The sequence below is a fragment of the Streptomyces sp. NPDC088354 genome (assembly GCF_044753585.1).
Taxonomy (GTDB): Bacteria; Actinomycetota; Actinomycetes; order Streptomycetales; family Streptomycetaceae; genus Actinacidiphila.
Map to the genome: position 1 here is coordinate 234,765 of NZ_JBIVNJ010000006.1, position 13,440 is coordinate 248,204.

At 72.6% G+C, this 13,440-nt stretch carries 14 protein-coding genes; 7 read left to right on the forward strand and 7 right to left on the reverse strand.

Annotation, left to right across the window (positions count from 1 at the left end):
• Nucleotides 1-240 precede the first annotated feature (240 nt).
• From ACIP98_RS12820 to ACIP98_RS12830, 3 genes are read left to right on the forward strand one after another with little or no spacing between them, the layout of a single operon-like run.
• Nucleotides 241-1,155, forward strand: coding sequence for an ABC transporter ATP-binding protein (locus ACIP98_RS12820; RefSeq protein ID WP_401975635.1), 915 nt, complete (start codon nucleotides 241-243; stop codon nucleotides 1,153-1,155).
• A 2-nt stretch (nucleotides 1,156-1,157) separates the two neighbouring features.
• The gene (locus ACIP98_RS12825; protein ID WP_401975505.1) at nucleotides 1,158-1,919 is read left to right on the forward strand and encodes an ABC transporter permease; all 762 of its coding nucleotides are present in this window, start codon (nucleotides 1,158-1,160) and stop codon (nucleotides 1,917-1,919) included.
• Complete coding sequence (locus ACIP98_RS12830) at nucleotides 1,916-3,844, forward strand: TOMM precursor leader peptide-binding protein (protein WP_401975507.1); 1,929 nt, start codon at nucleotides 1,916-1,918, stop codon at nucleotides 3,842-3,844. Before ACIP98_RS12825 ends, ACIP98_RS12830 begins: the two co-directional genes overlap by 4 nt.
• Nucleotides 3,845-3,923: 79 nt before the next feature.
• Here ACIP98_RS12830 and ACIP98_RS12835 read toward each other — a convergent pair whose 3' ends face one another.
• Nucleotides 3,924-4,103, reverse strand: a complete 180-nt coding sequence (locus ACIP98_RS12835; protein ID WP_319659509.1) for a thiazolylpeptide-type bacteriocin — start codon at nucleotides 4,101-4,103, stop codon at nucleotides 3,924-3,926.
• 197 nt (nucleotides 4,104-4,300) lie between these two features.
• Here ACIP98_RS12835 and ACIP98_RS12840 point away from each other — a divergent pair, with 197 nt between their 5' ends.
• The gene (locus ACIP98_RS12840; protein WP_319659508.1) at nucleotides 4,301-5,599 is read left to right on the forward strand and encodes an amidohydrolase; all 1,299 of its coding nucleotides are present in this window, start codon (nucleotides 4,301-4,303) and stop codon (nucleotides 5,597-5,599) included.
• Here the strand turns inward: ACIP98_RS12840 and ACIP98_RS12845 are convergent.
• Nucleotides 5,586-7,043 carry an aldehyde dehydrogenase gene (locus ACIP98_RS12845; protein WP_401975511.1) on the reverse strand — a complete coding sequence of 486 codons (1,458 nt, stop codon included), beginning with the start codon at nucleotides 7,041-7,043 and terminating at the stop codon, nucleotides 5,586-5,588. The genes ACIP98_RS12840 and ACIP98_RS12845 overlap by 14 nt on opposite strands.
• Before the next feature lie 189 nt (nucleotides 7,044-7,232).
• On the opposite strand from ACIP98_RS12845, the gene ACIP98_RS12850 reads away from it, so the two are divergent.
• Together ACIP98_RS12850 and hemC are read left to right on the forward strand one after the other, a co-directional pair.
• Entirely contained in the window at nucleotides 7,233-7,925 is a 693-nt protein-coding gene (locus ACIP98_RS12850) for a TetR family transcriptional regulator (RefSeq protein ID WP_401975514.1), read from the forward strand.
• A gap of 115 nt (nucleotides 7,926-8,040) precedes the next feature.
• Nucleotides 8,041-8,976 (forward strand): hydroxymethylbilane synthase, encoded by a 936-nt coding sequence (gene hemC / locus ACIP98_RS12855; RefSeq protein WP_401975517.1) that lies wholly within the window; start codon nucleotides 8,041-8,043, stop codon nucleotides 8,974-8,976.
• Between the two features lie 7 nt (nucleotides 8,977-8,983).
• Here the strand turns inward: hemC and ACIP98_RS12860 are convergent, their stop codons facing one another.
• Nucleotides 8,984-9,472, reverse strand: coding sequence for a GNAT family N-acetyltransferase (locus ACIP98_RS12860; protein WP_401975519.1), 489 nt, complete (start codon nucleotides 9,470-9,472; stop codon nucleotides 8,984-8,986).
• A 108-nt stretch (nucleotides 9,473-9,580) separates the two neighbouring features.
• On the reverse strand, nucleotides 9,581-9,808 hold the full coding sequence (locus tag ACIP98_RS12865) for a DUF6480 family protein (RefSeq protein ID WP_319659503.1): 228 nt from the start codon (nucleotides 9,806-9,808) through the stop codon (nucleotides 9,581-9,583).
• Nucleotides 9,809-10,263: 455 nt separating this feature from the next.
• Between ACIP98_RS12865 and ACIP98_RS12870 the strand changes: the two genes are divergently transcribed.
• Entirely contained in the window at nucleotides 10,264-10,914 is a 651-nt protein-coding gene (locus ACIP98_RS12870) for an LAETG motif-containing sortase-dependent surface protein (RefSeq protein WP_319659502.1), read from the forward strand.
• A 349-nt stretch (nucleotides 10,915-11,263) separates the two neighbouring features.
• On the opposite strand, the gene ACIP98_RS12875 is transcribed toward ACIP98_RS12870, so the two are convergent.
• The 3 genes from ACIP98_RS12875 to ACIP98_RS12885 form a co-directional block, all read right to left on the reverse strand.
• Nucleotides 11,264-11,632, reverse strand: coding sequence for a helix-turn-helix transcriptional regulator (locus ACIP98_RS12875; RefSeq protein ID WP_401975522.1), 369 nt, complete (start codon nucleotides 11,630-11,632; stop codon nucleotides 11,264-11,266).
• A 19-nt stretch (nucleotides 11,633-11,651) separates the two neighbouring features.
• Nucleotides 11,652-12,164, reverse strand: a complete 513-nt coding sequence (locus tag ACIP98_RS12880) for a cupin domain-containing protein (RefSeq protein WP_401975525.1) — start codon at nucleotides 12,162-12,164, stop codon at nucleotides 11,652-11,654.
• A 334-nt stretch (nucleotides 12,165-12,498) separates the two neighbouring features.
• The gene (locus ACIP98_RS12885) at nucleotides 12,499-13,074 is read right to left on the reverse strand and encodes an NADPH-dependent FMN reductase (RefSeq protein WP_401975527.1); all 576 of its coding nucleotides are present in this window, start codon (nucleotides 13,072-13,074) and stop codon (nucleotides 12,499-12,501) included.
• Between the last annotated feature and the right edge of the window lie 366 nt (nucleotides 13,075-13,440).

A 13,440-nucleotide genomic window follows, 5' to 3' on the forward strand; every position in this document is an offset into this window, starting at 1 on the left:
TGGCTGGCCGGCCGGTACGGTGCCCCGGCCGGCGCGGCCCCCGTGCTGCTCCTCGTGGCCGCCGTCGTGCTCCGGCGGCTCGGGCTGGCCGCCCGTGCCCGGCGCACCGCGCACCCCCCCCAGGACGGAGAGCGGACGGCACCGGACGCCGTGCCCTCTCCCGGTACCACCCCTTCCGGCCCGCCGCGCGCCCCGCGCGCGCGGTCCGGCGACGACCCCCACACACCAAGGGAACGGCAGATGACGGCAGTGGACACGGCCCCCGAGGCCGTGGTGATCGACGACGTGCACAAACGCTACGGCCCGGTCCGGGCCGTGGACGGGGTGTCGTTCACCGTGCACCGCGGTGAGTTCTTCGGGATCCTCGGGCCCAACGGCGCCGGCAAGACCACCCTCATCGAGATGGTCGAGGGACTGCGCCGGGCCGACAGCGGCGGCGTCCGCGTGCTCGGCGCCTCCCCGTGGCCGCGCGACACCGCGCTGCTGAGCCGCATGGGCGTCCAGACGCAGGCCTCCGCCTTCTTCACCCGGCTGACCGCCCTGGAGCACCTGGAGACCGTCGCCGTCCTCTACGGCCTCGGCCCCGAGGCGGCCGTCCGCGCCCTGGACCTGGTGGGCCTGTCCGCGCAGCCCCGTACCCGCGTCGACAACCTGTCCGGCGGCCAGCGCCAGCGACTGGCCATCGCCACCGCGCTCGTTCACGACCCCGAGCTCATCATGCTGGACGAGCCCACCGCCGCCCTCGACCCCGAGGCCCGCCGCTCGCTGTGGAACGTGCTGCGCGAACTGAAGCGCGAGGGCCGCACCATCGTCCACACCACCCACCACCTGGACGAGGCCGAGGCCCTCTGCGACCGCGTAGCGATCATGTCCGCGGGCAAGGTCGTCGCGCTCGACACCCCCGCCAACCTGGTCCGCTCCCTCAAGGCGCCGACGAGGGTCCTGGTCCCCGCCGACCGCATCACGGTGGAACGCGCCCGCGCCATCGAGGGCGTGGACCGCGCCGAGGTCGAGGGCGGCGAGGTCGTCATGGAGACCCGGGTGGCCGGACAGGTGATCGTCGCCGTGAACGACATCGCGGGACCGGACGCCGTGCAGACCCGCACCGCGACCCTGGAGGACGCCTACCTCGCCCTGACCGGATCGGAGCACTGACCGTGAGCGCGTACGCAGCACTGACCAAGGCCAACTACCGCGCCTACGTCAGGGACCAGACCACCGTCTTCTTCACCTTCGCCTTCCCGCTGCTCTTCCTCGTCGTCTTCGGGCTGATCTTCAAGGGCCGGACCGTCGAGGACGGCGGCCCGCCGTACATCAACTACATCGCGCCCGGCGTGCTGTCCTGGGGCGTCGGCAACGCCGCCATGTTCGGTGTGGCGTTCACGATGATGCACTGGCGCCGCGACGACATCCTCCGGCTGATCTGGCGCACGCCCACCTCGCTGCCGTCCGTGCTGGCCTCCCGCTACGCCCTCGCCATCGGCGTGGGCCTCGTGCAGGCCGCCCTGTTCATCGGCGTCGCCCTGCTGCCGCTGTTCGGCCTCGAGCTCGCCTCCGGCTGGCCGCTGGTGATCCCGGTGCTGATCCTCGGCATCACCACGTTCATGGCGCTCGGGCTCGTCGTCGGCAGCCTCGCCGACACACCCGAGGCCGTCGCCGCGATCGCCAACTGCGTCATGGTGCCGATGGCGTTCCTGTCCGGGTCGTTCTACCCCAGCGACCTGATGCCCGGCTGGCTGCGGGACATCGCGCTCGCCCTGCCGCTGCGCTACTTCAACGACGGCGTGCTCGGCGTGCTCTCGCAGACCCACCACGGCAGCGCCTCCGACCTCGCCGTCGCCTGTGCCGGACTGGTCGGCTTCGCCGCCCTGTTCGCGCTCGTCGCGGCCCGGACCTTCCGCTGGAGCAACCGGGGATGACCGCCGAACCCACCGCGCCCGCGGCCGCGCCGCCCCACACGCCCGGGACACCCACCGACGCCGCGGCCCGCACCCTGCGGGACGCCCTGGCCGCCCGCCACCTCACGACGGCGCCGGACGTAGTGCCGCTCGGCGCCGTCGACACCCTCAACCCCGGCCGCGACCCCCACGCGGACCGCCGGGCGGACGCCGTGGTCCACCTCACCCACGACGCCGTCCTGATCGGCCCGTTCGCCGGTACCGACCCCGCCGAGGACGCCTGCGGCCAGTGCCTGGCGATGCGCTGGCAGCGCCTGCGCACCCGCTCCGAGCGCGAGGCCTGGGAGACCGGCAGCCCCGCGAGCGCCGCGGGGCGGTGGCCGGTGCTGCCGGAGTACGTCGTCGACGCCGTCGCGTCCCTGTTCGCCGCCGCGCTCGCGCGCCGCGCCGACGGGCCGCTGCCCCGCGTCGTCCGGCTCGACCTGGCCACCCTCCAGGTCGCCACGGTGCCGCTGCTGCGCGAGCCGCTCTGCCCGCGGTGCGCCCCGGCCGCCGAGGCGGCGACCGCGCCGACGGGGACCGTCCCCCGGCCCAAGCCCTCGCCCGACGCCTACCGGCTGCGCTCCCCGCGCTCGTACGAGCTGCCCGCCCAGGCCCTCGCCAACCCGGTGTGCGGTGTGCTCGGCGCCACCACCTGGACCGACGTGAAGTCCCCGACCACCGCGCCGGTCGCCGGCAGCGTCTTCATGCGCGGCTACGCGGGACTGACCGACGTCACCTGGAGCGGACAGGCCAACTCCTTCCGGGCCAGCCGCGACCTGGCCTTCCTGGAGGGGCTGGAACGCTACGCCGGTACCCACCGCAGGCGCCGCGCGCCCCTGCTGACCGCCGCCTGGGACACCTTGGGGGACCGGGCCCTCGATCCGCGCGCGTGCGGCCTGTACGCCCCCGGGACCTACCGCGGCGACCCCCTGCTCAGCCCCTTCACCCCCGACCGGCCGATCCCGTGGCTGCCGGGCTGGTCGCTGCGCGACGAACGCCCCGTCCTCGTCCCCGCCCGCCTGGTGCACTACAGCGCGGGTCTGGCCGCCGACAATTTCGTCTTCGAGTGCTCCAACGGCTGCGCCATCGGCAGCTGCACGGAGGAGGCGGTCCTGTTCGGCCTGCTCGAACTCATCGAGCGCGACGCCTTCCTGCTCGGCTGGTACGGCAACGCGCCCCTGACCGAGATCGACCTCGGCTCACTCGCCCGCGGCACCACCCGCGCCATGGTCGACCGGGCCGCGCTCCAGGGCTACGACGTGCACGTCTTCGACAACCGCGTCGACCTTCCGGTGCCCGTCGCCACCGGGCTCGCGGTCCGCCGCGACGGGGGCCCCGGCACCCTGGCGTTCGCCGCGGGCGCCGCCTTCGACCCGGAGACGGCCGTGGAGTCCGCCGTCTCCGAGATCCTCACCTACATCCCGCACCTGCCCGGCCAGGTCCGCGAACGCCCGGACGAACTGGACGCCATGGCCGACGACTTCGACCTGGTGCGACGACTGCCGGACCACGCGGCGCTGTTCGGGCTGCCCCGCATGGCCGGGCACGCCGCGAGCTACCTCGAACCGTCCGCGGTGCGGTCGCTGGAGGAACTGCACGCCGACTGGGAGCAGTTGCGCCCGCAGACCGGCGACCTGCTCGACGACGTCGCCCTGTGCCGGGACCTGCTCGCCGGGGCGGGCTTCGACGTCATCGCCGTCGACCAGACCACACCCGAGCAGGAGCGCATGGGCCTGCGGACCGTGTGCACCCTGGTCCCCGGCCTGCTGCCGATCGACTTCGGCTGGTCCCGGCAACGGGCGCTGACCATGCCCCGGTTGCGTTCGGCCTTCCGCCGGGCCGGGCTGCGGGAGACCGACCTGTCCGAGGCCGAACTGCGCCGGGTCCCGCACCCGTTCCCCTGACGACCGGGCCGGGCCGGCGCGCACGGCGAAGCCCCCTGTCCGGCGGCGCGAACCGCCGGACAGGGGGCCGAGGGCCGGATCAGGCCGTGCAGCTGGTGGTGCTGGTGGTGCTGCTGCAGGTGCTGGTGCTGCTGCAGCTGGTGGACGAGCCCAGCATGACCTCGCTGGCGTCGGAGTAGTCGGTGATCTCGAAGGTCTCGGACTCGAGCTCCAGGATCTCGTCGGCAAGCGACGCGAGGGACTTCGGCTGCGGCGACATGGTGGTCCTCCTCAACGTGAACGTGGCGGGAGCGGCCCGGGCCCGGGTGGATCGAGCGGAACACCCGTGCGCGGTACCGGATTCAGTTCTACCGACGCCCGCTGGCAGATGGCCCACGTCCCGCTGTCACCTCGCTGTCAGCCCCCTTCGCGCCCCCTCAGCGACCAATGCGCACGCAAGGACAAGGAGCCCCCGGCGTGAATCCCGCAGCCCCCACTTCCCCCGCCGCCACCGCGGTCCTCGACGGCCTGCCCGGCGTCCTGCGCCCGGCCGTCGAGGACCATCTCGACCTGCACCGCCACCCCGAACTGTCCGGCGCCGAGGAGCGCACGGCGGCGCGCGTCACCGCCCGCCTGACCGCGGCCGGCTACCGGACCACCGGCGGCGTGGGCGGGCACGGCGTCGTCGGACTGCTGGACAACGGCCCCGGACCCGTGGTCATGCTGCGCGCGGAACTGGACGCGCTGCCCGTGCGGGAGACCACCGGTCTGGCCTGGGCCAGCGAGCACGACGGCGTCATGCACGCCTGCGGCCACGACCTGCACCTCGCCTGCCTGACGGGAACGGCCGACCTGCTGGCGGGCGCGGCGGACCACTGGTCGGGCACGCTCATGGTCGTCGGCCAGCCCGCCGAGGAGACCCTGAGCGGTGCCCGCGCGCTGCTGGAGGACGGCCTCTACGAGCGGTTCGCCACCCCCGGCGTCGTCCTCGCCCAGCACGCCGCGCCCCTGCCCGCCGGGATGGTCGCGCACGCCCACGCGCACGGGCCGGTGCTGGCAGGCAGCCGCCTGCTCGAAGTGGTCGTCCACGGCTCGGGCGGGCACGCGGCCGCTCCGCATCTCTCGGTGGACCCGGTCGTCGCCGCCGCGGCGATCGTGCTGCGGCTGCAGACCGTGGTGTCACGGGAGACCGCCCCGGCCGAGCAGGTCGTGCTCACCGTCGGCTCCCTGCACGCCGGTGTCCGGGGCAACATCGTCCCGGACCGGGCCACGCTGGAGGTCTCGGTGCGGGCCTTCACCGATGCCGCACTCGACCGTGTGGAGGCCGCCGTGCGGCGCATCGCCGCCGCCGAGTGCGCGGCCTCGCGGTGCCCGGCCGAGCCGTCGGTCCGGGTGCTGGCGCAGTCACCCCCCACCGTCCCGGACGCCGGGGCCGCGGAGGCGGTGCGCCGCGCCCACGAACAGGCCCTCGGAGAAGGGCGCGTGGCGCTCTGGCCCGCGTCGACGGCCACCGAGGACTTCCCGCTGTTCGGCCCCGCCGGGGCGCCCCTGCACGGCGCGGGCGGCGTCCGGACCGCCTACTGGATGTTCGGCTGCACCGGCCCCCGCCAGTGGGCCGGGACCCCCGGGGGCAGCGCCGCCGAGAAGATGGCGGCCCTGCCCCCCAACCACGCACCGGACTTCCGCACCGACCCGCGCCTGGCCGTCCCGGCCGGCATCACCGCCCTGACGGCGGCGGCCCTGGCATTCCTCGGACCGGGGGTCACGCCGCGCTGATCGTCTTCTGCTCGACGTACTGGCCCAGGCCCGCGGCGCCGAACTCCCGGCCGATGCCGCTGGTCTTGTAGCCGCCGAACGGCCCGTCGAAGCCACCGAAGCCGCCGTTGACGGAGAACGTCCCGGTGCGGATGCGCCGAGCCACGGCGAGCCCGCGCTCGGTGTCGGACGTCCACACGCCGCCGCTCAGGCCGTACGGGGAGTCGTTGGCGATGCGCACCGCGTCGTCCTCGTCGTCGAAGGGGATGACGACCAGCACCGGGCCGAAGATCTCCTCCTGCGCGATGCGCATGGAGTTGTCCACGTCCGCGAAGAGCGTGGGCCGCACGTAGTAGCCCTCCTCCAGGCCCTTCGGCATCCCGGGGCCGCCGGTCACCAGGCGGGCGCCCTCCTCGATCCCGAGGTCGATGTAGGACCGCACGCGCGCCTGCTGGTCGGCGCGGACCATCGGGCCGAGGTAGGTGGCCGGGTCGGACGGGTCGCCGACGCTGATGCCCTCCATCATCGACGCCACCGCCGCGACGACCTCCTCGTACCGCGAGCGGGGCGCCAGGATCCGGGTGTGGGCGATGCAGGCCTCGCCGTTGTTGCCGAGCGACGCCGACTTCAGGCCCTCGGTCACCGCGGCCAGGTCCGCGTCTTCCAGGACGACGGCCGCGGACTTGCCGCCCAGTTCCAGGCTGACGCGCTTGAGCTGCTCCCCGGCGACGGAGGCGATCCGCCGGCCGGCTGCGGTGGACCCGGTGAAGGCGATCTTGTCGACGCCGGAGTGGGCGACCAGGTACGCGCTGGTCTCACGCCCGGCGGGCAGGATGCTCAGCACGCCCTCGGGCAGCCCGGCCTCCGCGAACAGCTCGCCGAGCACCAGGGCGTCGACCGCGGTCTCGGGCGCGGCCTTGAGGACCACCGTGCAGCCCGCGAGCAGGGCCGGGACGAGCTTGGCCAGCGCCGACTGGTGCGGGGCGTTCCACGGGATCACCGCGGCGACGACGCCGACCGCCTCGCGCCGCACGAGCGTGCGGCCGGAGCCGGCGGAGGGCAGCTCCTCCTCCCAGCCGAACCCTTCAGAGGCCCGCAGATAGGCGGCCGTCTGCTCGGCGATCCCGCCGGTGTGCAGCCAGTGGGTGAACCACAGGGGCGAGCCGTTCTCGGCGGTGACGAGCGCGGCCAGCTCCTCGCCGCGCGCGGTGTGCAGCTCGTTGAAGCGGCTGATCACCGCGCGGCGCCCGGCGGGCGTCGTCAGCGGCCAGGGCCCGTGGTCGAAGGCCTCGCGGGCGGCGGCCACGGCCCGGTCGACGTCGGCGGGGACGGCCTCGGGAACGACGCCGACCAGCCGCCGGTCGTGCGGCGAGCGGACCTCGATGGTGCCGGTGCCGGCGGGGGCGACCCAGCGTCCGCCGATGAACAGCCGGTCGAAGGAGGTGACGGAGGGGGAGACGGTCATGAGGGCTCTCTCTGGAGGGCAGGGTGGTGCGTCCCGAGATAAAGGGACGCCGGTCTCTTACCTTTCCCACGTTAACAGTCCGCTGGCCCGTTAATAAGCGCCCGGCGGCCCGTTACGCTGTAACGGTGGCCACACCGGCCGCAGGACGCCCGAGGCACCTGAGAGCCCGAGAGAAGGGGGACCGGCACCGTGAGCCAGCCACAGGACGCCGCCGCGTTCCAGCGCGCCCGCCGCCCCGAACAGCGCGAGCAGCGCCGCGAGGCGATCCTCGACGCCGCCGCCGCGCTGCTCCGCGAGATGCCCGCGGGCGAGGTCAGCCTGCGCGAGCTCAGCCGCCGCGTCGGGCTCTCCAAGTCCAACGTCGTGCGCTACTTCGAGACCCGCGAGGCGGTCTTCCTCGAACTCCTCGACCGCTCCATCGGCGACTGGCTCGACGCGCTGGAGGGCGAACTGCCGCCCGTGCCGGGCCCGGACGGGCCGGCGGTCTCGTCCCGCGCGCTCGCCGGGGCCTGGGCGGACTCGCTGGCCCGCCGGCCGCTGCTGTGCGAGCTGTGGAGCATCCTGGCGGCGGTCCTGGAGCGCAACGTCTCCGTCGCGTCCGTCCGCGCGTTCAAGCTCCGCGAGGCGGAGCACCGCGCCCGGCTGGCCCGCATGGCCGGCGACCGCCTGCCGGGCCTGGGCGAGGCCGCCGCGAGGGAACTGACCCGGATCTCCGTCGTGCTGACCGCGGGCCTGTGGCCGTTCGCCAACCCCTCGCCCGCGGTCGTCGAGGCCACCGGGGACCCCTGCCTCGCGGACGCCCGCGTCGACTTCGCCGAGTCGCTCGGCACCATGCTGCACGCGGCGCTCGCGGGGCTCCTGTGCGAGCGCGCGACGCCCTGACGGGCAGACCCGGCCGGGCTGTTGGGAGCTCGCGCAGCTTAGCCGGATTCGTCACCGCGGGTGGCCGCTTCGCCCCGGTCGCCCGGGCCGGCGTCCGCCGCCGTACCGTGGTCACATGGCTGTCCCGGACCTCATCCGCATCGTCTCCCGCTCCTCACCCATGGCCCTCGCCCAGGTCGAGCGGGTCCGCGCCGAACTGGGCGCGCTCCACCCCGGCATCACCACCGAGGTCGTGCCCGTCACCACCTCCGGTGACCGCTGGATGGGCGACCTCGCCCGGCTCGGCGGCAAGGGCGCGTTCACCAAGGAGGTCGACGCCGCCCTCCTGGAGGGCCGGGCCGACCTCGCCGTGCACTGCGTCAAGGACATCCCCGCCGACCGCCCGCTGCCCGCCGGCACCGTGTTCTCCGCGTTCCTCAAGCGCGACGACATCCGCGACGCCCTCGTGCACCCGGGCGGTCTCACCCTGGACGCGCTGCCCGACGGGACCCGGATCGGCACCTCCTCGGTCCGGCGCGTCGCGCAGCTCGCCGCCTCGCACCCCCATCTGACCTGCGTCCCGCTGCGCGGCAACGCCAACCGCCGCCTGGAGAAGCTCGCCGAGGGGGCCGCCGACGCCCTCCTGCTCGCCGTCGCCGGCCTCGAACGCATCGGGCGGGCCGACGTCGTCACCGAGGTCCTGCCGGTCGAGACGATGATCCCGCCCATCGGCGCCGGCGTGCTGGCGCTGCAGTGCCGCGAGGACGACACCGCCACCATCGACGCCGTCAGCGACCTCGGTGACCCCGCCACCCACCGCGAGACCACCGCGGAACGCATGTTCCTCCACGTGCTGCAGGGCCACTGCAACAGTCCCATCGCCGGCTACGCCCGTGCCGAACGCGACGGCCGGCTCTCCCTGCGCGCCCGGGTCTTCTCGCCCGACGGCAAAACCGTCCTCGACGCGCACGAATGGGCCGGCCCGCTCGACCCGGCCACGCTCGGCACGTCGGTCGCGGTGGCCCTCCTGCGGCAGGGCGCGCGCGAGCTGATCGACAGCATCGCGCACTGACGTACCGTCAGGAAGTCTCGAGGGGCAGCCGGTAGCGGACGGCGGGACGGCCGTTCACGGTCACGTCCGCCACCGCGGTGAAACCGCTGCGCGCCAGCACGGCCCGGGATGCGGCGTTGTCCAGCGCGGCCACCGCGTCCAGCGTGCGCAACCCGTACGCGGTGGCCGCCAGCCGGCACACCTGCGCGACCGCGGCGGTCGCCACCCCACGGCCCGTCGCGTTCTCCCCGACCCGGTAACCGAGTTCGGCCGCGCCGTCCGCCACGTCCACCAGATTGACCCGCCCCACCAGTTCGTCCCGCTCGTCGAGCACGACGTGGAAGTGGCACGTCCCCGCGCTCTGCTCCGCGAGCAACGCCTGGTGCCGCGCGGCGAACCCGGCGAAATACGCGTCGCCCCGGTCCGGCACGGACCGGGCGAACCACTCCCGGTTCGCCCGCTCGAAGGCGAGCAGCGCGTCCGCGTGACCTTCCGTGAGCCGCTCCAGCCTGATCATGCCCGGCAGCATACCGGCGGGTTCCGCCCCCGGAGCGGGACGCGTCCCGCCGTCCTTCGTCCGCCGTCTTCCGTCCGCGTCCGCGTCCGTGGGCCGGGGAGCGCGCGGCTACATCGCCACCACCCGGGCGATCAGCCCCACGGCGATGAGTGCCGCCACGGCGAAGATCAGGATGAGGGAGACGACCTCCCACGCGGTCCGCACCTCCGGCGGCTCGGTGTAGGAGATGCCGGCCGTGGTGCTGCTCTCGCACGGCGGCGTGGGCGTGGGCGGTATCCCTTCGCGGTGCGGCTGGAGTTGGCGGGCGAGCTTCGGGCCGCTGTTCGTGGTCGGCATGTGCATCACTCCCGATGTGCGGATGACCGCGGCACTGGGGGCCCGCCCGGGACGGCGGCCCCTGCCGCGCTCTGCCCTGTCCTTCGATGGTAGGCCGCGCGGCGTCACCGCGCCCGTCGCGGCCCAGGTGACCTGCGGGTTCGCCTAGGGAGCCGCGCGGGTCGGACCGGGTCGTGGGGCGCCGCGAACCCGGGCCCCCGCCCCATGCCGCGGGGTCAGCCGCCCGTGGAGAGGAGCTCGTCGGCCCGCGGTGCGTCCGCACGCGGACGGCCGTGCGGACGAGTGGCCACGCAACGGGCGTATCCCGCACAGGCTGCTCCCATTGCCCGGAAATAACATGAGCCGGGCATCACGGCTGTTGACAGGAGTCAACCTATGGGGCGGCTGAGGGACGTGTGACGCGGCAGAGTACTCTGCGCGCCAATGGCATCGGATAACGACAGCCTGGAGATCCAGTGACCCTATCCCCCCGAATCCGGCCGCGCCCCGGCGTGCTCATAGCGGCCGCAGCAACCAGCATCATCGGGCTCGGCCTTTGTGCCGCGCCCGCCTCGGCGCACACTCCCAACTGGGACGTGAACTGCTCCGAGGTCACGTTCGTCGACCTCAAGGCCTACAACGGCGGTGTGGAGAACACGGTGACCATCACCGTGGACGGCAAGGACGTGCTCCCCACCGAGACCTTCGGTGCGGCGTTCCACAGGGACCACGTGACCCTGCCCGGGCACACCAGCCCGATCGAGGTCACCCTCACGGTCAAGGCCGGCGACGGCGCCCGCTACTCGTTCAGCGACACCAAGACGTCCCCGGCCTGCCAGGTCACGCCCCCGCAGACGCCGCAGTCCCCGTCGCAGAGCGCCACGCCGTCGGCCACCCCGACCACCGAGTCGCCCGCGCCCAGCGAGTCCCCGACCGTTGACGCGAGCGCGAGTGAGTCCGAGGCTGCACCCTCCCCGGCCGGTGGCGAGTCCTCGCCCGCCGCCGATCTCGCCGAGACGGGTGCCTCCAGCTCCACCCCGCTCCTCGCCGGTGGCGCCGCTGTCGCGCTGCTCGCCGGTGGCGGTCTGCTCTTCGCGAACCGCAAGCGTCGCGCCGCCCGTCACTGACGAGCCCCGCACGACACCTTGTTCATCGGCCCGGGTGCCGGCTCCTCCGCGTGGAGGGCCGGCACCCGGCTGCCGTTCCGGCCGCCCCCGACCCGGGCCGCCCCCGCCTCCGGATCGGCAGTCGACGAGCACACCGACAGCGTCTCGCCGCCCGCTGACCCTTTTTCGGCCGGCCGACCGCATGCCGAGGCACCCGGCCCGGTCCGCGGGCCGGACCACCTCGTCGAGCCGGCGCAGGACGCCGCCGACGACCTCCCGCGGCGCTGGGACCGACGCCGCCGCCGGCTCCCTCCGCGGTCGCCCGACCGACCGCGTCGCGGACGCAGACCGGTCCGTCGCGGACGCCGTCCTACGACGCCGGCTTGGACGTCCCGGTCCGCAGATACGCCGCGGGAGTTGTTCCGTACGCCGCCTTGAAAGCTCTGATGAAATGGCTGGCATCCGAGAAATGCCAGCGAGCCGCTATTTCGGACACCCCGACGGGATTTCCGCATCTCAAGAGATCGTCGTGCGCGTTCTGCAACCGCCGTCGACGCATGAACGTCATGATCGATTCGTCTGTAGCAGAAAAAGAGCGGTGCAGTGTTCGGAGGGATACGCCCAGTATCCCGGCGATCATTGCGGGAGAAAGATCGGGGTCCTCGATATTTCTCTCTATGACACCCTTCGCTGCTCGCACTATGATGTGTTGATGATCGGTATGTGGTCCTGGACGCATTGTCGGGGGGGCTGCCTCGTCAATGTGTCGGCGGGGTGAGGCCGTAGCGCCGGACGACGTCGTCCAGCCATTCCGGGTGCCCGTAGGTCAGTCCGTACTTCGCAGCGAGTTCGGTGAATGCGGACCGGTCGGTGGTACTTGCGGCCATCAGCTCGGCGAGGTCGCGGAAGTAGCGTTCGAAGCCGCCGGGGATGATGATCTCGATGATCCGTCCGGTGACATGGCCCGCATTCCACATGGCGTGCATCTGGCCGCGTGGCTTGACGATATACCCACCCGGGCCGAGCACCGTTTCGGATTCATCGGAGCGAAAGCCGATCTCTCCTTCTACGACGATGGAATATTCGTCCTCGCGGCTGTGCATGTGGGGCGCGCTGATAGTGCCCACTTCAAATGGGTGCTCGACGATTGACGCGCCCCCGTACGTCTCGCTACTCGAAATCTTGAAAGTAGCCCCGAAGCCGGGAATGTGTACATGTTCACCTTCCCCCGGAGGCACGACCGTGACAGGAAGGATAGGGGTGATGTTCACGCTGTCAACTCCCTTGTGTCCTACATTGTTGGAATTTTTGAGTGATGGGCGCATGGCTCTCGCCCTGAGGCACTTGCGGGCTGCCTGGTTGCCCAGGAAGCCCACAGATGATCGGCGATCCACGTCGGTGGATTCGCAGGGCACCTAGGGGAACTGTCCGGGGTGTACTCGCCCACGCACTGATCACCCTTATTGCGGCACCCCGAGCCTGGTTGCTGCAGCTTTTTTGCCTCCGATCCGCCCGGCAGACTTCCTTCGGCCTGACGGCTCGGTTGGCGGCCCGCGCTGCTATCTACGCTCGAATGGTTCATGACGCGCTGGTACCGCGATTGATTCAGACGACGCCGGCCGGGTGTGCGCGCCCTGCCAAAATGACGAGCTCCGCGAGCAATGTGCTCAGCAGACCCTCGGTCACTTCGTCACCGAGGAAGCAACCGTTGGTGTCGAAACGTCGATGGGACTGGAAGACGGTGACCTCCGGGTGAGCCACCACCGGGACATGCATGCGGTGCAGGATCTGACGCAGGACCAGTTGGCCGCGGGCGGTGCCGAACTGGGAAGGGGAGGCGCCGAGAACGGCGGCGGGCTTGACCCCCAGGACAGGCTGGTCAGTGGGCCGTGACAGCCAGTCGAGGGCATTCACCAGGACGCCTGGAATGGCCGAGTTGTATTCAGGGGTCGCGATGATGATGCCGTCGGCCTCTCGCACGCGTCGGCGCAGGTCTGCGACGGCGGCAGGTTCGGGACCGCTCTCAAGGTCCTGATCGAAGAATGGGAGCGAGCCGAGTCCCTCGTACAGGTCGATGGTGACGCCGGCCGGAGCCAGGTTCCGCACAGCACGCAGCAGGCCAGTGTTGTGGGAAGTGCGGCGCAGGCTGCCGGAAACGGCAAGGAAGGTCAGGTTGGACATGGCGGTGGATCCTCAGGTTGGTCAAGGGGTGCGGCGGGCAGCCGACGGCTGGGGACGGGGGGCGACCGCGGGTAGACGCCGATGGCGGGAAGGTTTCCTGGCGGGTCGTGTACCAGCGCATGATCGACCCGGCCCACTGGTGCTGGAGATCGACGGGCTCAGCGTTGTAGTGGTGCGGCGCTGTCCGACTGGGCAATCTTGCATCAGGGTTTCGTTACAGTCAATGTGTGTAACGAAACATTGTGACTGTCACCTCAGAGGTGGCCGCTGACTTCGGCTCGGCAGGGTCGCACGGGTTCGTCGAGGGCAGGCCGGTACCGGCTGTGAAGCCGTCGAGGGTGCCGGGCCGCTACTGCAAGCGCTTGA

Excerpts from the sequence above, each read along its gene's own strand:
- ACIP98_RS12830 (WP_401975507.1), top strand. The coding sequence starts at position 1,916 with ATGACCGCCGAACCCACCGCGCCCGCGGCCGCGCCGCCCCACACGCCC.
- ACIP98_RS12860 (WP_401975519.1), bottom strand. The coding sequence starts at position 9,472 with ATGATCAGGCTGGAGCGGCTCACGGAAGGTCACGCGGACGCGCTGCTC.
- ACIP98_RS12865 (WP_319659503.1), bottom strand. The coding sequence starts at position 9,808 with ATGCCGACCACGAACAGCGGCCCGAAGCTCGCCCGCCAACTCCAGCCG.
- ACIP98_RS12845 (WP_401975511.1), bottom strand. The coding sequence starts at position 7,043 with ATGACCGTCTCCCCCTCCGTCACCTCCTTCGACCGGCTGTTCATCGGC.
- ACIP98_RS12820 (WP_401975635.1), top strand. The coding sequence starts at position 241 with ATGACGGCAGTGGACACGGCCCCCGAGGCCGTGGTGATCGACGACGTG.
- hemC (WP_401975517.1), top strand. The coding sequence starts at position 8,041 with ATGGCTGTCCCGGACCTCATCCGCATCGTCTCCCGCTCCTCACCCATG.
- ACIP98_RS12835 (WP_319659509.1), bottom strand. The coding sequence starts at position 4,103 with ATGTCGCCGCAGCCGAAGTCCCTCGCGTCGCTTGCCGACGAGATCCTG.
- ACIP98_RS12875 (WP_401975522.1), bottom strand. The coding sequence starts at position 11,632 with ATGCGTCCAGGACCACATACCGATCATCAACACATCATAGTGCGAGCA.
- ACIP98_RS12885 (WP_401975527.1), bottom strand. The coding sequence starts at position 13,074 with ATGTCCAACCTGACCTTCCTTGCCGTTTCCGGCAGCCTGCGCCGCACT.